Here is a 20,780-nt window from a genome sequence, read left to right as displayed (position 1 = left end):
GGCGATGACGCTGCTTGCGACGGCCACCTGCCTGGCACACGCTGCGTCCGGCGATCTGGCCGACATGGCAGCGCTCCCCGATCAGGCTCCGCAGAGCGTGGCGTCCCTGGCGCAGACGCTGTACCTGGATGTCACCCTCAATCAGGCCGACCGCGGTCTGGCACCGTTCGAACTGGTGGACGGCCACCTGCGCGGCTCGGTCGACACGCTGCGCAAGCTCGGCTTCATCCTGGCCGACCGCGCCGCCAGCGAGCTGGTCGACCTGGATCGCCTGCCTGACGTGGAAGTGCGCTACGACGCCGCACTGCAGCGACTGGCACTGCAGGTGCCGCTGGCGCAGCTGTCGCTCTCCACCACGGTGCTCAAGGCCGAACAGGTCGCACCGCCCAGCGCCACCGCCTCGCCGGGCATCCTGCTCAACTACGACTTCTATGCCACACGCAATGCCGGCGCCAGCAGCGTGTCGCTGGCGACCGAGTTGCGCGGTTTCGGCATCGGCCGCGGCATGGTCGACACCACCGCGGTGTTCCTGGCCTACGACCGCCCGCAGGACCAGCGCTGGCGCAGCGAAGCGGTGCGCCTGGACAGCGCCTGGCAAATGGATTTCCCCGACAGCGCCACCAGCCTGACGGCCGGAGATTTCTACAGCGGCTTTGTCGACTGGAGCCGCTCGATCCGCCTGGGCGGGGTACAGGTCGGCCGCAACTATGCCTTGCAGCCGTACCGCGTGCTCACTCCCACGCCAAGCTTCCTGGGCGAGGCGGTGGTGCCATCGACTGTGGAGCTCTACGTCGATGGCCTGCGCCAGTACAGCGGCCAAGTGCCGGCCGGCCCGTTCCAGCTGGCTGCGCAACCAGGCATCAGCGGTACCGGGCAGGCGCAGATCGTGGTGACCGATGCCTTCGGCCAAGTGCGCCGGCTCGACTTCGCGTTCTATGGCACGCCGCAGCTGTTGGCGCGCGGCGTTTCCGAGTGGTCTGCCGGCATCGGCCATCTGCGCCAGGACTACGGCGTGCGCTCGTTTTCCTATGACTCGCGCACGGTCGCCAGCGCCACGCTGCGCAAAGGCCTGCGCGAGGACGTCACCATCGAAGCGCATGCCGAGGCCGGCGGCGGCGTGGTCAATGGCGGCGCCGGCGGCGTGTGGCTGCTCGGTGTGGGCGGGGTGGTCAACGCGGCCTACGCGCATAGCCGGATGGATGCGCTGCGCGGCGGCCAGTACGTGCTGGGGTATGCCTGGAACAATCGTCGCTTCAACTTCACTGTCGGCACCCAGCGCACCCACGGCGACTATCGCGATCTGGGCGCGCTGCAGGGCGCATTGCCGGCGCGCGTCAGCGACCGCGCGGTGTTCGGCATCAACGTCGATCCGATCGGCTCGCTCGGCACCAGCTATGTGCGGCTGAGCTACCCGCAAGGCGACACCTCGCGCTACGCGAGCCTGTTCTGGTCGCGCAGTTTCGGGCGCACCTGGGCGGCCAATCTGTCGGGCAACCAGAATCTGGATGTGCGCAGCGACCGCAGCCTGTATCTGTCGCTGTCGACCACGTTCGGCGAGTTACGCCAGGCCAGCGCATCGGTGCAGCGCAATGGTGACCGCACCGGATTTGTGGCCGATCTCAGCCAGCCGCTGCCCGGCGACGGCGATCTGGGCGGGATCGGTTGGCGCCTGCAGGGGCGCGCCGGCGACGATGCCAGCGGAGGCCTGGCCGAACTGGGATGGCTGAACCGTATCGGCCGCTACAACTTCGGCGTCGCCAACCAGGATGGCGCCAACTTCAGCTATGCCAGCGCCAGCGGCAGTCTGGTGTGGATGGACGGCAGCGGCTTTGCCGCACGCGACATCCAGGATGCCTTTGCGGTGGTCTCCACCGACGGCCAGCCCGGCATTCCGGTGCGGCTGGAGAATCGCCTGATCGGCGTCACCGACGCGCGCGGGATGCTGCTGGTCACCCCGTTGCAGTCGTGGCAGCGCAATCAGCTATCCATCGACACCCTGAACCTGCCGGCGGACCTGCGGGTGGATCGCGTCGATACCGCGGTGACACCGCGCCAGCAGTCCGGGGTGACGGTGCGCTTCGGCATCACCCGGGTACGCGCGGCCACGATCGTGCTGCACGACGCCCAGGGCATGCCGTTGCCGGTCGGCAGTGTGGTGCAGCGCGAGGGCAATGCCGAACGCGTGGTGGTCGGCTATGACGGCGAGACCTATCTGGACAACCTGCAGGTCGACAACCGCATCCTGGTGGAGCTGCCTACTGGCCGCTGCAGCGTGCGATTCACCTACCCGGCCATCCGCAGCGGCATTCCGCGGGTCGGCCCGCTGCCCTGCGTCCTCGAGCAGCAGACCCCATGAATCCGCTTGCAGCCTGCCGCTTCGTGCTTGCGCTGGCGATCGCCGCGTTGTGGCTTGCACCCAGCCAGAATGCGCGCGCGGACACCACCTGCAGCGTCACCCTCGGCACCCCGCTGGCATTCGGCAACGTGGCGGCCAACGGCACCACCGATGCAGTGGCGACGCTCAACGTCTCCTGCGCGACCGCTGCGCTCAGCGTGCTGGGCTATGCGCAGGTGAGTCTTTGCCTGGACCTCGGGCCGGGCAGCGCCAGCAACGGACTGTACGCGCCGCGCCGCATGCTCAACCCCACCGGCGACAGCCTGGACTTCCAGATCTACAGCGAGGCCACGCGTACCCAGGTCTGGGGCGCCACCGGGTCGACGACGCCTTCGCCGCGCGTGCTGACGCTGTCCTACGGCGTTCCGGTGATCACCGGCGGCTCGCAGACGACCACCATCACCCTCTACGGGCGCATTCCGGCCAATCAGATCCTGTCGGTTGGCAACCACACCAGCAGTTTCGGCGGTGCCGATACCGTGCTGCGCTACTCCTACAACGAGAGCATCACCGGTGTCCCGCCGGCGCCGAGCAGCTGCACGGCCGGCGGCAGCGGCGCCAAGACCGCCAGCAACGCCTTCCCGTTCACTGCCTCGGCCAACGTGCCGGCACGCTGCAATACCTACGTCACCACCGACCTGGATTTCGGCAGCATCGCCGGCTCCATCGATACCGCCATCGACCGTACCTCCACCATCAGCCTGTCGTGCACCAACCGCACCGCCTGGAATATCGGGCTAGGCGACGGCGTCAATGCCACCGGCAGCGTCCGGCGCATGCGCCATGCCAGCAGTGCCAACTACATTGCCTACGAGTTGTATCGGGACGCTGGCCGCGGCAATCGCTGGGGCACCAGCATCGGCGTCGATACGCTCAACGGCACCGGCAACGGAGTCACTCAGACGGTGACCGTCTATGGCCGCGCACCGGCACCGCAGCAGCCCATTGCGGGCGCCTACAACGACACGGTGACCGTCTCGATCACTTACTGACAGTTAATAAAGTTCGCATCTGGAACGTCGCTATTCGTTACGTCTCCTATGCAAACGATTGCCTTTATGACGCTGGTCACCTTACTGAAGCGCCTGACGCTGGTCGCCCTCGTCTTCACCGCGACCTCTACTACAGCCGGTGCGGCCACTGCCCGTGGCCCGGAGAACTTCACCCTGCACATCGGCCTGCGCCTGCTCAGCGGCTGCGAGCTGCGCACTGCGCCGCCGCGCGCCAGCTGTTCCAGGGGTACGCCGATGGCGATCGCTACGGCAGACAGCAGCGCCGAGGCCCCCGCCCTCACCAGTACCGGGCAGGATGCCAGCGCACTCGCCGGGCCAGCGCCTGCCGGCAGCACGCGCATGACCACGATCGCGTTCTGACCATGACTGCGCCCAGCCCCCGTTGCTGCCTGCTGGCGCTGGCACTGGCCAGCCTGGCCCTCACCGGCAGCGCCGTTGGCGCCGAGATCGCCATCGCTCCGACCACCGCACGCATTCCCGCCGACAGCGACCAAGCGACCGTCTGGCTTTACAACCATGCTGCATTGCCGTGGCGCGCCGAAGCCAGACTCTACCGCTGGCGCCAGGACGGCGACCGCGAGCTGCTCGAACCCGCTACCGCGGCCACCGTCAGCCCGGCGCATTTCGAAATTCCCGCGCAAGGCCGGCAACTGCTGCGGGTGATCCGCCTAACTCCCAGCCCGGCGCAGACCGAAGACAGCTACCGGTTGGTGGTAACCCAGCATGCCGCCGGTAGCGACACCGAACTGCTGCGGTATTCCACGCCGGTGTTCGCCCTGCCCAGCCAGCCCGGCGACCCGCACCCGCTGTTGCAGGCCAGCCTGTCCGGCCACGGCAACGGCCGCTCACTGAAAGTCCACAACGCCGGGCTCAGCCACGCCAGGCTGGCCGACCTGGCCTACATCGATGCCGGCGGCACCCGCCGTAGCATCCGCGACGACCTCGCCGGTTACGTGCTGCCCGGCCAGACCCGCCAATGGCCGCTGCCCACCGACTTGCCCGCAGGCAATGGCCGCTTCGTGGCACGCATCAACAGCGACATCGAAAGCACGCTGGCTCTGCAGCCGTGAATGGGGAATGGGGAATGGGGAATCGGTAAGGCGCATGGCGGCAGCTGATCGTTCGTGGGCTTTTGGACGCCCGCGCACCTAAGCTCGTGCGATTCCCGGTTCCCGGTTCCCGATTGCATGCACTCGCTCCGCCGGCTATACTCCGCCGGCTGTTTTGCGTATCCCACGCATTGCGTCGTTCACGTCGGACGTCATCGACGAATTCACACCTGCCGCCGCCATCCGTGCCGGGGTGCCCCCACAAGGGGTTCGTCACGGAGGCGACAGGGAAGCCCAACCCCGGAATTACGTGCGCACCCTTTCGCAAGGGCCCGCACATCCATGTGCGGACTCTTTAAAGTCAAGCCCGCGCACGGCGATTCCGCTATCAGGAGTTACTTCAATGCCCCAAGTCACCATGCGTCAGATGCTGGAAGCCGGCGTCCATTTCGGTCACCAGACCCGCTACTGGAACCCCAAGATGGCGCCGTACATCTTCGGCGCGCGCGGCAAGATCCACATCATCAACCTCGAGAAGACCGTTCCGCTCTTCAATGACGCGATGAACTTCCTCTCCTCGATCGCGCAGAAGCGCGGCACCGTGCTGTTCCTGGGCACCAAGCGCAGCGCGCGCGAGTCCATCAAGGAAGAAGCCGAGCGTTGCGGCATGCCGTTCATGACCCAGCGCTGGCTGGGCGGCACGCTGACCAACTTCCGTACCGTCAAGCAGTCGGTTGCCCGCCTGAAGGAACTGGAGTCGGCCGAGACCGATGGCACCTTCGACAAGCTGGTCAAGCACGAAGTGCTGGGCCTGCGTCGCGAGCGCGAGAAGCTGGACGCCTCGCTGGGCGGCATCAAGGAAATGAACCGTCTGCCCGACGCGATCTTCGTGATCGACATCGGCCATGAAGACATTGCCATCAAGGAAGCCAAGAAGCTCGGCATTCCGGTGATCGCGGTGGTCGACACCAACTACGACCCGGCCCTGGTCGACTACGCCATCCCGGGCAACGACGACGCCATCCGTGCCGTGCAGCTGTATGCACGCGCCGCTGCCGACGCCGTGCTGGAAGGCAAGGCTGCTGCGCCGAACTCCGCTTCGGTTCGCGAAGAAGAGTTCTCCGCCGAATCCGCCGACGAAGGCAAGGGCCGTCGCGCTCCGGCCAAGAAGGGCGACAAGAAGGCTGACGCACCGGCCGACGCCGCCGCTCCGGCTGCCGAGTAATCGGCCTGCAATGCGGCCGCACCATGCTGTGCGGCCGCAGCCCCGACGGGTCCACTGCGCCCCGTCGCCGAGGCCACTGAACATTTCTACGGGGGCGGCCGGCATGGCTGCGCCGTCTCCTACTGGCGGAACACTCCGCCGCACGCATTCGTCCATATGAGGTAATTCCATGGAAATCACTGCTTCCCTGGTCAAGGAACTGCGCGAGCGCACCGGCGCCGGCATGATGGAGTGCAAGAAGGCACTCGTCGAAAACGCAGGCGACATCGATGCCGCTGCCGAATGGCTGCGCAAGTCGGGCCTGGCCAAGGCCGACAAGAAGGCTGACCGCGTTGCCGCCGAAGGCCGCATCGCCACCGCACAGGCCGGCGGCAAGGCCGTGCTGGTCGAAGTCAACTCCGAAACCGACTTCGTCGCCAAGGACGAGAACTTCCTGGCCTTCACCGAGACCGTGGCCACCGCCGCACTGAACTCGGACGCAGCCGATGCCGAAGCGCTCAAGAGCGTCAAGCTCGACAGCGGCGAAACCATTGAAGAGCGTCGCGCAGCGGTCATCGCCAAGGTCGGCGAGAACCTGCAGGTGCGTCGCCTGGTTCGCATCGACAGCGCCAACAACGTTGCGGCCTACGTGCACGGCGGTCGCATCGGCGTGCTGGTCGAGCTGAAGGGTGGCGACATCGAACTGGCCCGTGGCATCGCCATGCACATTGCTGCGATGAACCCGCCGCACGTCAAGGCCTCCGATGTTCCGGCCGAGTTCGTCGCCAAGGAAAAGGAAATCGAACTGGCCAAGATGTCCGAGAAGGACAAGGCCAAGCCGGCCGATATCCTGGAAAAGATCATCAGCGGCAAGATCAGCAAGATCGTCAACGAAGTGACGCTGTACGGCCAGCCGTACGTGCTGAACACCGACCAGACCGTCGAGCAGGCCGTCAAGGCTGCCGGTGCGGACGTGGTCGGTTTCCAGCGCCTGGCCGTTGGCGAAGGCATCGAGAAGGTGGTGGAAGACTACGCCGCCGAAGTGATGAAGCAGGCCGGACTGGCCTGATCCTCGCTACTGCACAGAAGAAGCCGCGGCCTGCCGCGGCTTTTTTTTGCCCGCAGCTGCCCCCTTTCCGCTCCCGAAACTGAAGCGAACGCATCCGCCGGGCACACAACCGGCCTCAACTCTACAGATGTCGTTGCCGCTGCCGCTAAACCTTGATGCCGACCAAGCTTTCGCGTCCATCACGCACGCGCTGCAGCGCGGCGATGGCGGAGCATGGCGTGCCCCATTAACGAGCGCGGCGGTATGCTTGCGCTCACCGCCGGCGATGACCCATGCAACCAGATCTACAGGCCGCCCTGCATTACTGCCGCAACCTGCCCTCGCCTCCCGGCGTCGCGCTGCGCGTCATCGAGCTGGCGCAGGACCCCGACGTGGACATGACCACCACGGCCAACGTCATCGGCATGGACATGGCATTGAGCGCGCGCATGCTGCGCGTTGCCAATTCACCGTTGTACGCCAGCCGCCGCCGTATCGACAACCTTGGCCAGGCGCTGGCCATGCTCGGCCTCAATGCGACCCTGAGTCTGGCGCTGGGGTTTTCGATGGTACACGGCGTGCGCAGCACGTTCACCGCACATCCGCTGCATGAGCGCATCTGGCGACGGGCCGGCCTGTGTGCGCTGGCCAGTCGCATCCTCGGGCAGGCCTACGGCATCCGCAAACCCGAAGAACTCATGCTGGCCGGCCTGTTGCAGGACATCGGCAAGCTTGCCCTGCTGCAGGGCGTGCCCCAACTGTATGCGCCGCTCCTGGAACAAGCACCCGACAACACCGCGCTGCTGGATGCCGAACGCGCGCATCTGGGCGCCACCCATGCCGAGGTCGGCGCATGGCTCGCGCATCACTGGCAATTGCCGCCGTACCTGCAGAACGCCATCGCGCAAAGCGAGGAGGAGCTGACCAGCCTGGAGCCCTTCATGGCCTGTGTCGCGCTGTCCGGACGCCTGGCAGACATCTGGCTGTCGGCCAGCGCCGTGGCCGCCACCGAACGCGCGCAGCGACAGGCGCAGGACGTGCTGGAACTGGATGCCGAACGCTTCGAAAAAGTGATCGAACGCATCGCCGAGTCGCTGCCCGAACTGGAGGCCCTGTTCGACATCCGCGTGCCGCAACCCGAGCACATCCAGATGATCTTCGAGCAGGCGCGCGAATTGGCGATGCTGCGCAGCCTGCGCGAATTGCAGGATGTGGCCGAAGCGCGCCGGCATGCCGACGAATCGGAAAACCGCATGCGCCATCTGGCCGAACAGGCCAGCCGCGATGCGTTGACCGGCGTGTTCAATCGCCATCAGCTGGGCACTGCGCTCGCGCATGAGTTCGAGCTGGCATCGCGGCAGAACTGGCCACTGTCGATCGCCTTCATCGACCTGGACGACTTCAAGCGCGTCAACGATGCGTATGGCCATCTGGTCGGCGACGAGGTGCTACGCAATTTTGCGCAGACGCTGCAACGCATGGTGCGCACCAGCGACCTGGTCGCCCGCTATGGCGGCGAGGAATTCCTGGTGATCCTGCCCAATACCGCGGCAGAGGCGGCATTGATGGTGGTCGAGCGCATCCTGGCCGAAACCGCGCGCACGCCGATGGCGCAACTGCAGGGCGGCCCGTTGCACATCACCTTCTCGGCAGGACTGGCCACCCACGGCGGTGGCGACCGGCAGTTCGACAGCATCGAGCATCTGCTGCAGGCCGCCGACAGCACGCTGTATCGCTCCAAACATCGCGGCCGCAACCGCGTCACCGCCTACGATGCGACCGATGTGCCGACGCCGCAGCCTCCGCGCGCGCACTGAGCAACGCGTCACGTCGTCCCCGATACCGAATTTTACCACGCCCGGTGACAGGCTTCCGCTAGACTTGCCGGCGTTTGCCGATCCCCCCACACCGAGGTTTTTCCCATGTCCGAACTTGCCTATCGCCGCATTCTTCTCAAACTTTCCGGGGAGGCGCTGATGGGAGACGGGGATTACGGCATCGATCCCAAGGTCATCGATCGCCTGGCCCACGAAGTGATCGAGGCCCAACAGGCCGGCGCGCAAGTCGCGCTGGTGATCGGCGGCGGCAACATCTTCCGCGGCGCCGGCCTGGCCGCCAGCGGCATGGACCGCGTCACCGGCGACCACATGGGCATGCTGGCCACCGTGATCAATGCGCTGGCGATGCAGGACGCGCTGGAAAAGCTTGGCGCCAAGGTCCGCGTGATGAGCGCGATCAAGATCAACGATGTCTGCGAGGACTTCATCCGCCGTCGCGCGATCCGTCATCTGGAGAAGGGCCGCATCGCGATCTTCGCCGCCGGCACCGGCAATCCGTTCTTCACCACCGACTCGGGTGCGGCGCTGCGCGCGATCGAGATCGGCGCCGACCTGCTGCTCAAGGCAACCAAGGTCGACGGCGTGTACGACAAGGACCCGAAGAAGCACTCCGATGCGGTGCGTTACGACAGCCTGACCTACGACCAGGTCATCCTGCAGGGCCTGGAAGTGATGGACACCGCCGCCTTCGCCCTGGCGCGCGACAGCGACCTACCGCTGCGCATCTTCGGCATGAGCGAGCCCGGCGTATTGCTGCGTATCCTGCATGGCGAGCAGATCGGCACGTTGGTGCAGGGCCGGAGCTGAGGGCGGGAATCGGGAATCGGGATTGGGGATTCGTTAAAGCGCAGTGCTGACGCCTGCGTTGATGCCTGCCGGTGGAGCGGCTCCAGCGGAAGCGGCACCGGCAAGTGAACCGGCTTACGCGGGTCCTGACGACCCGCGAGTCGTGAAACCCCAGTCCCGGCTATAATCTCCGGATTCAGCTCCACACGGATTCCGGCGATGCTCACCCAGATCAAACAAGACGCGCAGACGCGCATGACCAAGAGCATCGATGCTCTGCGCCATTCCCTGACCACCGTGCGCACCGGGCGCGCCTCTCCGGCGCTGCTGGACGGCATCAAGGTCAAGGCCTACGGCACCGACACCCCCCTAAATCAGGTTGCCAGCATCAGCGTCTCCGAAGGCCGCTCGTTGGTCATCAGCCTGTTCGACAAGGGCATGATCAAGGACGTCGAGAAGGCGATCTATGCCTCGGATCTGGGCCTGACCCCGACCGTGGTCGGCACCGTGATCCGTCTGAACCTGCCGCCGCTGACCGAAGAGCGCCGCAAGGAGCTCAGCAAGGCCGTGCATGGCGAGGGCGAAGACAGCAAGGTGGCCATCCGCAACATCCGTCGCGATGCCAACCAGCAGGTCAAGGATCTGCTCAAGGACAAGGCGGCCACCGAAGACGAAGCGCGCGGCGCCGAAGACGACATCCAGAAGCTCACCGACAAGGCCATCAAGGATGTGGATGAGGTCGTCAAGGCCAAGGAACAGGAACTGATGACGGTCTGATCGTGGCGACGCCTGCCATGCATCCAGCACCTTCCGCTGCCGCCGTGCCGCGCCATATCGCCATCATCATGGATGGCAACGGGCGTTGGGCGCAGCGTCGGCGGCGTCCGCGCATGATCGGCCATCGCGCCGGCGCGCGTGCGGTCAATCGCACCATCGATTTCTGCCTGGAAAAAGGCGTCTCGGCGCTCACCCTGTTCGCGTTTTCCAGTGAAAACTGGGGGCGCCCGCAGGAAGAAGTCGATGCGCTGATGAAGCTGTTCCTGCATGCGCTCGATCGCGAGGTCGACGAGCTGCAGCGCCGTGGCGTGCAGGTGCGCTTCATCGGCGATCGCAGCCGCTTTGCGGCGCCGCTGCGCGAGCGCATGCTCGGTGCCGAACGCATCACCGCCGCCAATGCGCGGCTGGTGCTGAGCATCGCCGCCAGCTACGGCGGCCGTCAGGACATTGCGCTGGCCGCGCGGGCATTGGCCGAAGAGGTGGCCGCCGGTCGTCTGCAACCGCAGCAGATCGATGAAGCGCTGCTGGCCAGCCGCGTCGCGCTGGCCGATCTGCCGGCGCCGGACCTGTTCATCCGCACCGGTGGCGACACCCGCATCAGCAATTTCCTGCTGTGGCAGCTGGCTTACACCGAACTGTGGTTCACTGAAACCCTGTGGCCGGAGTTCGACGCCGGCGTGCTGCAGCAGGCACTGGACGACTATGCAGGGCGCGAACGTCGCTTCGGTCTGACCAGCGCCCAGATCGCCGACAAGGCGACGGAGAGCTCGTCCGCATGACCAAGACCCGCGTGATTGCCGCGCTGATCATGGCGCCGCTCGCCATCTGCGCGATCGTGCTGCTGCCCACGCAGTGGCTGGCGGCGCTGGCGGCGATCCTGTTCCTGACCGGCCTGTGGGAGTGGCTCAAGCTCTCCGGCATCGACGACAGCCTGCCGCGCACCGTGCTGCTGATGCTCAATCTGCTGCTGATGGTGCTGATGGTCTGGGCCTCGGCCGGCTCGATGGTGCTGTTCCAGATCGCCGCCCTGGTGGGTGTGGTCTGGTGGCTGCTGGCGCTGCTGTGGCTGCGCTTTTTCACCTTCGGTGCCGATCACGGCAACGGCCAGGCGCGCGCGCTCAAGCTCGCCGCAGGCACGCTGGCGGTCCTGCCGGCCTGGGCCGCGCTGGTGCTGCTGCATGCCAACCCGGACAAGGGCAATCTGTGGCTGCTGACCGCGCTGACCATGGTGTGGGCGGCCGATTCGGGCGCCTATTTCGCCGGCCGCGCGTTCGGCAAGCACAAGCTGGCGCCGCGGGTCAGCCCCAACAAGACCATCGAAGGCCTGCTCGGCGGCCTGTTCGCCGGCATCGTGGTCGCCTGCGCCTTCGGCTGGCTGGCCGGACTCACCCTGGCGCATGTGCCGCAACTGGTCCTGGTCTCGGCAGTGGCGGTGATGGCCTCGGTGCTGGGCGATCTGTTCGAGAGCCTGCTCAAGCGCCACGCCGGCGCCAAGGACTCGGGCGCGGTGATTCCGGGCCACGGTGGCGTGCTGGATCGTATCGACGGCGTGCTCGCCGCCCTGCCGGTGTTCGCACTCGGCAAGGAAATTCTCGGATTCTAGGCATGGCTGGCTCCCCTCTCCGTCAGGTCGCCGTGTTCGGCGCCACCGGCTCGATCGGTGCGTCGGCACTGGATGTGATTGCCCGTCATCCGCAGCGGCTGCGCGCCAGCGTGTTGTCGGCCGGCAGCAAGGTCGACGCCCTGCTGGCGCTATGCGTCACCCACCGCCCTGCGCATGCGGTGATTGCCGACCCATCCCTGTATCCGGCGCTACGCGACGGTCTGCGTGCGGCCGGATTGGTCACCCAGGCGCATGCCGGTGCCGACGCCCTGGACGCGCTGGCCGCCAGCGATGCCTGCGACACCGTGGTCGCAGCGATCGTGGGAGCGGCCGGCCTGCCCTCCACGCTGGCTGCGGCCCGCGCTGGCAAGCGCCTGTTGCTGGCCAACAAGGAATCCCTGGTGCTGGCCGGCGAGCTGCTGACCCGCACCGCAACTGCCGCCGGCGCCGAGATCATCCCGATCGACAGCGAACACAGCGCCATCTTCCAGTGCCTGCGTTCCTGCGACGCCAGTCGCGGCGTGCGCCGGGTGATCCTGACCGCCTCCGGCGGGCCGTTCCGGGGCTGGGACCGTGTTGCGCTAGGCGCCGTCACGCCCGCGCAGGCGGTCGCCCACCCCAAATGGTCGATGGGGCCGAAGATCTCGGTGGATTCGGCGACCTTGATGAACAAGGGCCTGGAGGTGATCGAAGCGCATCACCTGTTTGGCCTGCCCGGTGCGCAGATCGATGTACTGGTGCATCCGCAGAGCCTGGTGCACTCGCTGGTGGAATTCGTCGACGGCTCCACCCTGGCACAGCTTGGCCTGCCGGACATGCGCACCACGCTGGCAGTCGGCCTGGCGTGGCCGGACCGGGTCGAGTCCGGCGTTGGCGGGCTGGATCTGTTGACTCAGGGACGACTGGATTTCGAGGCTCCGGACATGGCCGCATTCCCGTGCCTGCGCCTGGCCTGGGAGGCGCTGGAGGCCGGTGGAACCGCGCCTGCGGTCCTGAACGCGGCCAATGAAGTGGCTGTTTCAGCGTTTCTTCAGGGCCAGGTGGGTTTCCTAGCGATTCCCGCGTTGGTCGAACACACACTGACAACGCTCCCACGGCACAATGCCGACTCCCTCGACACCCTGCTTTCTGCCGATGCGCAAGCGCGACAGATCACCGAACGCGCCCTCGCCCATCACCGCCTTCATGCCTGATCGATTTACGCAGACGAGTTGCATCCATGGCTGATTTCATCGGTTCGGTCTGGTGGATGATCGTCAGCCTGGGCGTGTTGGTGAGCTTTCACGAGTTCGGGCACTTCTGGGTCGCGCGCCGCTGCGGCGTCAAGGTGCTGCGCTTCTCGGTGGGCTTCGGTAAGCCCTTGTGGATGCGTCTCGACCGTCACGGCACCGAGTTCGTGGTGGCGGCCATCCCGCTGGGCGGCTATGTCAGGATGCTCGACGAGCGCGAAGGCGACGTCCATCCGTCCGAGCAGGACCAGGCCTTCAACCGCAAGACGGTATGGCAGCGCATCGCCATCGTGGCCGCCGGCCCGATCGCCAATCTGTTGCTGTGCATGGCGATGCTGTGGGCGATGTTCGTGGTCGGCAAGCAGGATTACTCGCCCACTGTCGGCCGTGCCGATGGCCTGGCCGCCGAAGCCGGCCTGACCCCGGGCGAGCGCATCGTGCGCATCGACGGACGCACCGTCAGCAGTTGGAGCGATGCCAGCATGCAGCTCACCACGGCGGCGATGGACAAGCGCGATATCCGCGTGCTGACCGCCACCGACGGCGCCGGCAACCGCGAGCACACCCTGCGGCTGTCGCAGCTGCCGGCCGGCTTTGACGAGCGCCGCGTGGCGTCGCTGGCCGGCATCGGCTGGCAGTTCATGCTGCAGCCGCCGGTCGTGGGCCAGGTGGTCGCCGGCTCTGCGGCGCAGGGGCTGCTGCAGCCGGGCGACCGCATCGTGGCCATCGACGGCCAGCCGATCCGTTCGGCCGACGAGATTCCTGTCCAACTGCAGGCACTGGGCGCGCAGGGCGGCACCGGCATGATCGAAGTCGCGCGCGGCGGAGACCGGCTGGCGCTGGAGATCGCCCCACGTCGATCGCCGCAGGGCCAGTGGCTGCTGGGCGTGGGGTTTGCGGCGGCACAGGCACCTGCATACGACAGCCGCCAGCAGTATGGGGTGTTCGCCGCGGTGCCGGCGGCAATCCGTGAAACCGGCCGGATGACCGCCGATTCGCTGGGCATGATGAAGCGCATGCTGACCGGCCAGGCCTCGGTCAAGAACATTTCCGGGCCGGTCACGATTGCGCGCGCGGCCAATGCCTCGGCCGAACGCGGGCTCGACTGGTTCCTGTATTTCCTGGGATTGCTGTCGCTCAGCCTGGCGATCATCAACCTGATGCCGATCCCGATCTTGGACGGTGGGCATCTGCTGTATTACCTTATCGAGTTGGTCAAGGGCAGCCCGATCAGCGAACGGGCCATGATTGCCGGACAATATGTCGGCTTGGCGGTCCTGGCCGGGCTGATGGGACTGGCGTTCTACAACGACATCCTCGGCCTGGTTCCACGATGAAGCTGCTCCCCTCTTTCCGCCTGTTGTCGTCGTCATACGTCGGCATCCAGCAACACCCGAAATCGACTCCAACCGGATGTGACATGACGCGTCTTCCCACTCGCCGCCTGCTTGCCCTCGCTCTTGCCGCCGGCCTCAGCCTGCCAGTCGTTGCCCTGGCCGCAGAGCCGTTCGTTGCCAGCGACATCCGCGTCGACGGCCTGCAGCGCATTGCCTCCGGCACCGTGTTCACCTATCTGCCGGTGAACCGCGGCGACACCGTGGACGATGGCAAGGTCGCCGACTCGATCCGTGCGCTGTACCGCACCGGCTTCTTTGAAGACGTGCAGCTGGATCGTCAGGGCAACATCCTGGTGATCACCGTGAAAGAACGTCCGGCGATCAACAAGCTCACCGTGACCGGCAACAAGGACATCAAGTCCGAGGAGCTGCTCAAGGGTCTGGGCGACATCGGCCTGACCGAGGGCGGCACCTTTGATCGCCTGAGCCTGGACCGCGTGACCCAGGAACTGACCCGCCAGTACAACAACCGCGGCAAGTACAACGTCGAGATCACCCCGACGGTCAGCCCGCTGGACCGTAACCGCGTGGACGTGGCGATCGCGATCAAGGAAGGCAAGGCCGCCAAGATCCGCCACGTCAACCTGATCGGCACCGAAAAGTTCGCCAACGAGGACATTCTGGAGAACTGGGAATCCAAGGAGCACAACTGGGCCTCGTGGTACCGCCGCGACGACCAGTACTCCAAGGAGAAGATGTCCGGCGACCTGGAGAAGCTCAACTCCTGGTACCTGGACCGCGGCTACGTGGACTTCAGCATCGACTCCACCCAGGTGTCGATCAGCCCCGACAAGCGCGACATGTTCGTCAGCGCCGGCGTCACCGAGGGCGAGCAGTACAAGATTTCCGAGATCAAGGTCACCGGCGACACCGTGCTGCCGCAGGCCGACATCGAGCGCCTGGTCATCCCCAAGGCCGGCGACATCTTCTCGCGTGCGCTGCTGGAGTACACCTCCGATGCGATCACCAACACGCTCAGCAACGTCGGTTACGCGTTTGCCAAGGTCAACCCGCTGCCGACCCCGAACCGCGAGGACCGCACCGTTGCGGTGAACCTGCAGGTGGTGCCGGGCCCGCGCGTGACCGTGCGCCGCATCCTGTATAAGGGCAACAGCCGTACCTCCGATGAGGTGCTGCGCCGCGAAATGCGCCAGTTCGAAAACACCTGGTACTCGCAGGCGGCAATCGACCGTTCCAAGATCCGCCTGCAGCGCCTGGGCTATTTCGAGAGCGTGGACGTGGAAACGCCGGCCGTGCCGGGCAGCAACGACCAGGTTGATGTGGTCTACAACGTCAAGGAAACCACCTCCGGCAGCTTCGTGTTCGGCCTGGGTTACTCGCAGAGCTTCGGTGTGACCACCTCGGTGCAGCTGTCGCAGAACAATTTCCTGGGCGGCGGCAACCGGGTGGCGGTGGAAGCCTCGCGCAGCAGCTACCAGCAGCGCTATGCGTTCTCCTACACCAACCCGTTCTTTACCGACGACGGCGTGTCGCTGGGCTACAACCTGTCGTGGCGCTCGCTGGACTACTCGGACTTCAACACCGCGCAGTACAACAGCAAGAACGGTTCGGCGCAGGTGGTGTTCGGCGTGCCGATCACCGAAAACGATACCGTCTCGGCGATGGTCGGCGTCGACAGCAACCAGATCAACACGTTCCAGGGCCAGACCCCGCAAGCCATCATCAATTATATCGATGCGATCGGCACAAGCACCTTCCATGCCTGGCGCACCGAACTGGGCTGGGCACGCGATACCCGCAACGACTTCTTCATGCCGACCCGCGGCATGTATCAGCGCGTCGGCCTGGAGACCACCCTGCCCGGCTCCACGGTCGAGTACTACAAGTTCAACTACCAGATCTCCAACTACTGGCCGATCATCCCGGCGATCGTGTTGAACACGCGCTTCGAGCTGGGCTATGGCGACAGCTATGGCAAAGACAGCTCGCGTGAGATTTGCGGAATAGAGAGCAGTACGACATTTACCGAACAAGCCTGCAATGGCAGCAACCTGCTCCGATCCGTGACGGCCACCGGCCTGCCGTTCTACGAGAACTTCTACGCTGGCGGTACCAACTCGGTGCGCGGCTTCGAAGACAACACGCTGGGTCCACGCTCGGAAAGTACCCTGAACTACACGCGCGGCCAGCCGCTGGGTGGTTCGTTCAAGACCGTCGGTTCGGTGGAAATGTATTTCCCGAAGCTGTTCGACAGCCCGTCGGCACGCGTGTCAGCGTTCTTCGACTTCGGTAATGTCTACGATGGCGTGGACAACTTCAAGGCCAATGAGCTGCGTGCGTCCACCGGCGTGGCGCTGTTGTGGCGCGCACCGGTCGGCCCCATCTCGATCAGCTACGCGTTTCCGTTGAAGAAGGAAGACAACGACGAGATCGAACGTCTGCAGTTCACCTTCGGCGGTCAGTTCTAACCGCCAACGGCAACAAAAAGGCGGCTCGCTTGTGCGAGCCGCCCGTGTATCGCCGGTGGGGATGTCGGCCGGTCAGAACCAGCTGTCGAACCATGTGGAAACAGTGTTGGACAGGCAGCTGGCGATGTCGCCGGCAGGCAGGCTGAGACACTGCAGCTGCTGCTCACCGGTCGCCCTGCCCTGCTCGACATCGAAGGATTGGGCCGATGCACTTGCGACCGCTCCCATCATGACCAGACCACCAAGGATGGAAGGAACGGTTTTCATATGCTTGCTCCTGGATTCGCCGCTTGATCGCGACAGCACCCTAGATACGCAGGCTTTGTTGGGAACTGCTTAATGGTGTTTTTTCCCCGTTAAAGCCGCTCTCCCGCATTTACAAGAGGTTCACCCTGATGCGCTTGACCGCCAGTGCGATTGCCGAACAATTTGGTCTGACCCTCGTCGGTGATGGCGCCATCGAAGTCAGTGGCGTCGCCACCCTGGCGCATGCCGGCGCCGGACAACTGAGCTTCCTGTCCAATCCACGCTACCGTCCGCAGCTGGGCCAGACGCAGGCCGCAGTGGTGGTCCTGCGCGCCGACGACGCGCAGGACGCACGCGGCACCGCGCTGGTCGCCAAGGATCCCTATACCGCCTTCGCCAAGATCGCCGCCCTGTTCGACGTGGCGCCGGTGCGCGAGCCGGGCATCCACCCGTCCGCGGCGATCGACCCCAGCGCACAGGTATCGCCAAACGCACACGTCGGCCCGTTCGTCAGCATCGGTGCGCGCAGCCGCGTGGGCGATGGCTGCGTGATCGGCACCGGCAGCATCATCGGCGAGGACTGCGTGGTCGATGACGGCAGCGAGCTGCTCGCCCGCGTCACCCTGGTGACCCGGGTGCGCCTGGGCAAGCGCGTACGCATTCATCCAGGTGCGGTGATCGGCGCCGACGGCTTCGGCCTGGCGATGGATGCCGGCCACTGGATCAAGGTCCCGCAACTGGGCGGCGTGGTGATCGGCGACGATTGCGAGATTGGCGCCAACACCTGCATCGACCGCGGCGCCCTGGAAGACACCGTGCTGGAAGAGGACGTGCGCGTGGATAACCTGGTGCAGATCGCGCATAACTGCCACATCGGCGCACACAGCGCCATCGCCGGCTGCACCGGGATTGCCGGCAGCGCCAGGATCGGCCGTTACTGCCTGCTCGGCGGGCATGTCGGCGTGGTCGGGCATCTGGAGATCTGCGACAAGGTGGTGATCACCGGCAAGTCGGTGGTGCGCAATTCCATCCATGCGCCGGGCGAGTATTCGTCCGGGACCCCTCTCACCGACAATCGCACGTGGCGCAAGAATGCCGCGCGCTTCAAACAACTCGATGTGCTGGCAAGGCGCATCCTGGCTGTGGGCAAGGAGAAAGAATGAGTCACCCCACCTACGAGCTGCCGATCGACGTCAACCAGATCCAGACGCTGATTCCGCACCGCTATCCGTTTCTGCTGATCGACAGGGTTGTCGAGCTTGACCTGGATGCCAAGCGCATCGTCGGGCAGAAGAACGTCAGCATCAACGAGCCATTTTTTCAGGGCCATTTCCCCACCCGCCCGGTGATGCCCGGCGTGCTGATCATCGAGGCATTGGCGCAGGCCGGTGGCGTGATGACCCAGCTCGGACTGGGACGCGACGCGCTGTCCAAGCTGTTCTACATGGTCAAGGTCGACAACGCCCGCTTCAACAAGCAGGTGGTGCCGGGCGACGTGCTCATGCTGGAAGTGCAGATGAAGCGCTTGATCCGCAACATGGGATGCTATTACGGCGAGGCCAAGGTCAACGGCGAAGTCGTGGCCAGTGCCGAAGTCATGTGCGCCGGCGCCAAGGAATAATCCGTTTTTGGAGGTGAGACACGATGCGTGATCAAGCACCCTTGATTCATCCCACCGCCGTCATCGATCCGGCGGCGCAACTGGCCAGCGATGTGCGCGTGGGCGCGTTTTCGTTGATCGGCGCCGATGTGCAGATCGATGCGGGCACCGAGGTGGGGCCGCATTGCTCGATCCACGGCCCGACCCGCATCGGCCGCAACAACCGCTTCATCGGCCACGCCGCGATCGGCGGCGAACCGCAGGACAAGAAATACGCCGGCGAGCGCACCGAGCTGGTGATCGGCAACGGCAACGTGATCCGCGAATTCGTCACCATCAATCGCGGCACCGGCGGCGGTGGCGGCATCACCGTGGTCGGCGACGACAACTGGATGCTGGCCTACACCCACGTGGCGCACGACTGCCATGTCGGCAACCACTGCGTGTTTTCCAACAACACCACGCTGGCCGGCCATGTCAGCGTGGGCGACTACGTGATCATCAGCGGCTTTGCCGGTGCGCATCAGTTCTGCCGGATCGGCGCGCATGCCTTCCTGGGCATGGGTGCGCTGACCAACGGCGACGTCCCACCGTTCACCATGGTCGGCAGCGAATCGCTGGGCCGCCCGCGCGGCATCAACAGCGAAGGGCTCAAGCGGCGCGGCTTCGATGCCGAGCGCATCACCGCGATCAAGCGCGCCTACCGCACGCTGTACGTCGCCGGTCTGCCGCTGGCCGAAGCCAAGCTGCAGCTGGCCGAACAGGCCAAGAGCAGCGAGGACGTGCGCGGGCTGCTCGCGTTCATTGAGGCGGCGGAAAGGCCGTTGTTGCGATGAGGGAAATTGGGAATCGGGAATCGGGAATCGATGCAGGCGCGCACGCTGACGCGCCTGCCGCCGGCCCATCGCCAGCACTTCCGATTCCCCATTCTCCATTGCCGATTCCCAGCGCGCAAACGCGCGCCCCACGCATCGCGCTGATCGCTGGCGAAGCCTCCGGCGACATCCTGGGTGCAGGGTTGATCGACCAGCTGCGTCGCCGCTATCCGGCTGCCGAGTTCGTCGGCATCGGTGGCGATGCGATGCGTGTTGCCGGCTGCCAGACCTGGTTCGATGCCAGCGAGCTGGCGGTGATGGGGCTGACCGAAGTGCTGCAGCATCTGCCGCGGCTGCTGAAGCTGCGCCGCGCCTTCCGCGAGCGGGTGCTGGCGTGGAAGCCGGACGTGTTCATCGGCATTGACGCGCCCGATTTCAATCTGTCGGTCGAACGCTGGCTCAAGCAGCGTGGCGTGCGCACCGTGCATTACGTCAGCCCGTCGGTGTGGGCATGGCGCGAGAAGCGTGCGGAGAAGATCGGCGCCAGCGCCGACCTGGTGCTGTGCCTGTTTCCGATGGAACCGCCGATCTACGCCAGGCACGGCATCGATGCGCGGTTTGTCGGCCACCCGATGGCCGACGACATCGCCTACCAGGCCGATCGCGAGGCCGCGCGCGCCAAACTGGGCCTGTCCGCCTCCAGCACCGTGCTGGCGGTGTTGCCCGGCAGCCGGCACGGCGAAATCAGCAAGCTCGGCGATACGTTCTTCCAGGCTGCCTGGCTGGTGTCCGAGCACCTGTCCAACCTGCACGTGCTGGTCCCGGCAGCCAATCCTGGCTGCAAGCAGCTGCTGGCCGAGCAGTTGTCGCGTTCGTCGCTGCCGGTGCTGCGTTCGCACCTGCTCGAGGGCCAGGCGCGCACCGCGATGCTGGCCGCCGACGTGGTGCTGCTGGCGTCGGGCACCGCGACGCTGGAGGCGATGCTGGTCAAGCGCCCGATGGTGGTCGGCTACAAGGTCGCCCCGCTCACCTACCGCATCGTCAAGACGCTGGGCCTGCTCAAGGTCAACCGCTACGCATTGCCCAACATCCTGGCCAACGACGACCTCGCCCCCGAGCTGATGCAGGACGACTGCACGCCGGAACGCCTGTGCGTGGCTCTGCTGGACTGGTTCAAGCACCCGGAAAAAGTCGCCGCCCTGCAACCGCGCTATCTCGCCCTGCACGCGCAACTGCGCCGCGACGCGTCGGCGCGCGCGGCCGATGCGGTGGCTGGGCTGCTGACGCAGCTGGAATCGGGAATCGGGAGTGGGGAATCGACAGGAGCTGGGTCGTGAAGCGCTTGACTTCC

Annotated in this window: 19 protein-coding genes; 18 read left to right on the top strand and 1 reads right to left on the bottom strand. The window is 65.7% G+C overall.

Annotated elements, in window-relative coordinates; translation table 11 throughout:
- The first annotated feature begins 4 nt into the window (after positions 1-4).
- From FHT08_RS15040 to bamA, 14 genes are all read left to right on the top strand, one after another.
- Entirely contained in the window at positions 5-2,356 is a 2,352-nt protein-coding gene (locus tag FHT08_RS15040; RefSeq protein WP_166775570.1) for a fimbria/pilus outer membrane usher protein, read from the top strand.
- Positions 2,353-3,387 carry a spore coat U domain-containing protein gene (locus FHT08_RS15035; protein ID WP_166775569.1) on the top strand — a complete coding sequence of 345 codons (1,035 nt, stop codon included), beginning with the start codon at positions 2,353-2,355 and terminating at the stop codon, positions 3,385-3,387. The genes FHT08_RS15040 and FHT08_RS15035 overlap by 4 nt, the downstream gene beginning before the upstream one ends.
- A gap of 48 nt (positions 3,388-3,435) precedes the next feature.
- A complete protein-coding gene (locus tag FHT08_RS15030; RefSeq protein ID WP_104538109.1) occupies positions 3,436-3,768 on the top strand; it encodes a hypothetical protein in 333 nt (110 codons plus the stop codon).
- A gap of 2 nt (positions 3,769-3,770) precedes the next feature.
- Positions 3,771-4,478, top strand: a complete 708-nt coding sequence (locus tag FHT08_RS15025) for a fimbria/pilus periplasmic chaperone (protein ID WP_104538110.1) — start codon at positions 3,771-3,773, stop codon at positions 4,476-4,478.
- Between the two features lie 382 nt (positions 4,479-4,860).
- Entirely contained in the window at positions 4,861-5,682 is an 822-nt protein-coding gene (gene rpsB / locus FHT08_RS15020) for a 30S ribosomal protein S2 (protein ID WP_026064294.1), read from the top strand.
- A gap of 169 nt (positions 5,683-5,851) precedes the next feature.
- Positions 5,852-6,730 (top strand): translation elongation factor Ts, encoded by an 879-nt coding sequence (gene tsf, locus FHT08_RS15015; protein WP_104538112.1) that lies wholly within the window; start codon positions 5,852-5,854, stop codon positions 6,728-6,730.
- Between the two features lie 272 nt (positions 6,731-7,002).
- Positions 7,003-8,526: a GGDEF domain-containing protein gene (locus tag FHT08_RS15010; RefSeq protein ID WP_104606315.1), complete on the top strand. Its 1,524-nt coding sequence runs from the start codon at positions 7,003-7,005 to the stop codon at positions 8,524-8,526.
- 105 nt (positions 8,527-8,631) lie between these two features.
- Entirely contained in the window at positions 8,632-9,354 is a 723-nt protein-coding gene (gene pyrH / locus FHT08_RS15005) for a UMP kinase (RefSeq protein ID WP_166775568.1), read from the top strand.
- 198 nt (positions 9,355-9,552) lie between these two features.
- Complete coding sequence (gene frr / locus FHT08_RS15000) at positions 9,553-10,110, top strand: ribosome recycling factor (RefSeq protein WP_104538114.1); 558 nt, start codon at positions 9,553-9,555, stop codon at positions 10,108-10,110.
- 17 nt (positions 10,111-10,127) lie between these two features.
- A complete protein-coding gene (gene uppS, locus FHT08_RS14995) occupies positions 10,128-10,889 on the top strand; it encodes a polyprenyl diphosphate synthase (RefSeq protein WP_166775567.1) in 762 nt (253 codons plus the stop codon).
- Positions 10,886-11,713 carry a phosphatidate cytidylyltransferase gene (locus tag FHT08_RS14990; protein ID WP_166775566.1) on the top strand — a complete coding sequence of 276 codons (828 nt, stop codon included), beginning with the start codon at positions 10,886-10,888 and terminating at the stop codon, positions 11,711-11,713. The genes uppS and FHT08_RS14990 overlap by 4 nt, the downstream gene beginning before the upstream one ends.
- A 2-nt stretch (positions 11,714-11,715) precedes the next feature.
- Positions 11,716-12,906: a 1-deoxy-D-xylulose-5-phosphate reductoisomerase gene (locus FHT08_RS14985; RefSeq protein WP_166775565.1), complete on the top strand. Its 1,191-nt coding sequence runs from the start codon at positions 11,716-11,718 to the stop codon at positions 12,904-12,906.
- 26 nt (positions 12,907-12,932) lie between these two features.
- A complete protein-coding gene (gene rseP, locus FHT08_RS14980; RefSeq protein ID WP_166775564.1) occupies positions 12,933-14,279 on the top strand; it encodes an RIP metalloprotease RseP in 1,347 nt (448 codons plus the stop codon).
- A gap of 83 nt (positions 14,280-14,362) precedes the next feature.
- Positions 14,363-16,768: an outer membrane protein assembly factor BamA gene (gene bamA, locus FHT08_RS14975; RefSeq protein ID WP_166775563.1), complete on the top strand. Its 2,406-nt coding sequence runs from the start codon at positions 14,363-14,365 to the stop codon at positions 16,766-16,768.
- A 72-nt stretch (positions 16,769-16,840) separates the two neighbouring features.
- On the opposite strand, the gene FHT08_RS14970 is transcribed toward bamA, so the two are convergent.
- On the bottom strand, positions 16,841-17,035 hold the full coding sequence (locus FHT08_RS14970; RefSeq protein ID WP_104538120.1) for a hypothetical protein: 195 nt from the start codon (positions 17,033-17,035) through the stop codon (positions 16,841-16,843).
- 128 nt (positions 17,036-17,163) lie between these two features.
- Here FHT08_RS14970 and lpxD point away from each other — a divergent pair, with 128 nt between their 5' ends.
- Genes lpxD through lpxB form a run of 4 tightly spaced genes read left to right on the top strand, consistent with a single transcriptional unit; the run spans position 17,164 to position 20,766 of the window.
- On the top strand, positions 17,164-18,177 hold the full coding sequence (lpxD, locus tag FHT08_RS14965; RefSeq protein WP_104538121.1) for a UDP-3-O-(3-hydroxymyristoyl)glucosamine N-acyltransferase: 1,014 nt from the start codon (positions 17,164-17,166) through the stop codon (positions 18,175-18,177).
- Positions 18,174-18,635 carry a 3-hydroxyacyl-ACP dehydratase FabZ gene (gene fabZ / locus FHT08_RS14960; protein WP_104538122.1) on the top strand — a complete coding sequence of 154 codons (462 nt, stop codon included), beginning with the start codon at positions 18,174-18,176 and terminating at the stop codon, positions 18,633-18,635. The genes lpxD and fabZ overlap by 4 nt, the downstream gene beginning before the upstream one ends.
- A 23-nt stretch (positions 18,636-18,658) precedes the next feature.
- Positions 18,659-19,450 carry an acyl-ACP--UDP-N-acetylglucosamine O-acyltransferase gene (lpxA, locus tag FHT08_RS14955; protein ID WP_104538123.1) on the top strand — a complete coding sequence of 264 codons (792 nt, stop codon included), beginning with the start codon at positions 18,659-18,661 and terminating at the stop codon, positions 19,448-19,450.
- On the top strand, positions 19,447-20,766 hold the full coding sequence (gene lpxB, locus FHT08_RS14950; RefSeq protein ID WP_166775562.1) for a lipid-A-disaccharide synthase: 1,320 nt from the start codon (positions 19,447-19,449) through the stop codon (positions 20,764-20,766). Before lpxA ends, lpxB begins: the two co-directional genes overlap by 4 nt.
- Positions 20,767-20,780 lie beyond the last annotated feature (14 nt).

The sequence above is a fragment of the Xanthomonas sp. CFBP 8151 genome (genome assembly GCF_011761885.1).
GTDB lineage: Bacteria > Pseudomonadota > Gammaproteobacteria > Xanthomonadales > Xanthomonadaceae > Xanthomonas > Xanthomonas arboricola_B.
The sequence above is the reverse complement of the archived record's forward strand: the minus strand, read 5'-3'. Positions and strand labels throughout refer to the sequence as shown.

What these genes read in the sequence shown, in the direction of transcription:
- pyrH (WP_166775568.1), top strand. Translation starts at nt 8,632, where the DNA reads ATGTCCGAACTTGCCTATCGCCGCATTCTTCTCAAACTTTCCGGGGAG.
- FHT08_RS15030 (WP_104538109.1), top strand. Translation starts at nt 3,436, where the DNA reads ATGCAAACGATTGCCTTTATGACGCTGGTCACCTTACTGAAGCGCCTG.
- lpxD (WP_104538121.1), top strand. Translation starts at nt 17,164, where the DNA reads ATGCGCTTGACCGCCAGTGCGATTGCCGAACAATTTGGTCTGACCCTC.
- lpxB (WP_166775562.1), top strand. Translation starts at nt 19,447, where the DNA reads ATGAGGGAAATTGGGAATCGGGAATCGGGAATCGATGCAGGCGCGCAC.
- tsf (WP_104538112.1), top strand. Translation starts at nt 5,852, where the DNA reads ATGGAAATCACTGCTTCCCTGGTCAAGGAACTGCGCGAGCGCACCGGC.
- rpsB (WP_026064294.1), top strand. Translation starts at nt 4,861, where the DNA reads ATGCCCCAAGTCACCATGCGTCAGATGCTGGAAGCCGGCGTCCATTTC.
- bamA (WP_166775563.1), top strand. Translation starts at nt 14,363, where the DNA reads ATGACGCGTCTTCCCACTCGCCGCCTGCTTGCCCTCGCTCTTGCCGCC.
- frr (WP_104538114.1), top strand. Translation starts at nt 9,553, where the DNA reads ATGCTCACCCAGATCAAACAAGACGCGCAGACGCGCATGACCAAGAGC.
- FHT08_RS15010 (WP_104606315.1), top strand. Translation starts at nt 7,003, where the DNA reads ATGCAACCAGATCTACAGGCCGCCCTGCATTACTGCCGCAACCTGCCC.
- FHT08_RS14985 (WP_166775565.1), top strand. Translation starts at nt 11,716, where the DNA reads ATGGCTGGCTCCCCTCTCCGTCAGGTCGCCGTGTTCGGCGCCACCGGC.
- FHT08_RS15035 (WP_166775569.1), top strand. Translation starts at nt 2,353, where the DNA reads ATGAATCCGCTTGCAGCCTGCCGCTTCGTGCTTGCGCTGGCGATCGCC.
- rseP (WP_166775564.1), top strand. Translation starts at nt 12,933, where the DNA reads ATGGCTGATTTCATCGGTTCGGTCTGGTGGATGATCGTCAGCCTGGGC.
- fabZ (WP_104538122.1), top strand. Translation starts at nt 18,174, where the DNA reads ATGAGTCACCCCACCTACGAGCTGCCGATCGACGTCAACCAGATCCAG.
- FHT08_RS14970 (WP_104538120.1), bottom strand. Translation starts at nt 17,035, where the DNA reads ATGAAAACCGTTCCTTCCATCCTTGGTGGTCTGGTCATGATGGGAGCG.
- FHT08_RS15040 (WP_166775570.1), top strand. Translation starts at nt 5, where the DNA reads ATGACGCTGCTTGCGACGGCCACCTGCCTGGCACACGCTGCGTCCGGC.
- FHT08_RS14990 (WP_166775566.1), top strand. Translation starts at nt 10,886, where the DNA reads ATGACCAAGACCCGCGTGATTGCCGCGCTGATCATGGCGCCGCTCGCC.
- FHT08_RS15025 (WP_104538110.1), top strand. Translation starts at nt 3,771, where the DNA reads ATGACTGCGCCCAGCCCCCGTTGCTGCCTGCTGGCGCTGGCACTGGCC.
- uppS (WP_166775567.1), top strand. Translation starts at nt 10,128, where the DNA reads ATGCATCCAGCACCTTCCGCTGCCGCCGTGCCGCGCCATATCGCCATC.
- lpxA (WP_104538123.1), top strand. Translation starts at nt 18,659, where the DNA reads ATGCGTGATCAAGCACCCTTGATTCATCCCACCGCCGTCATCGATCCG.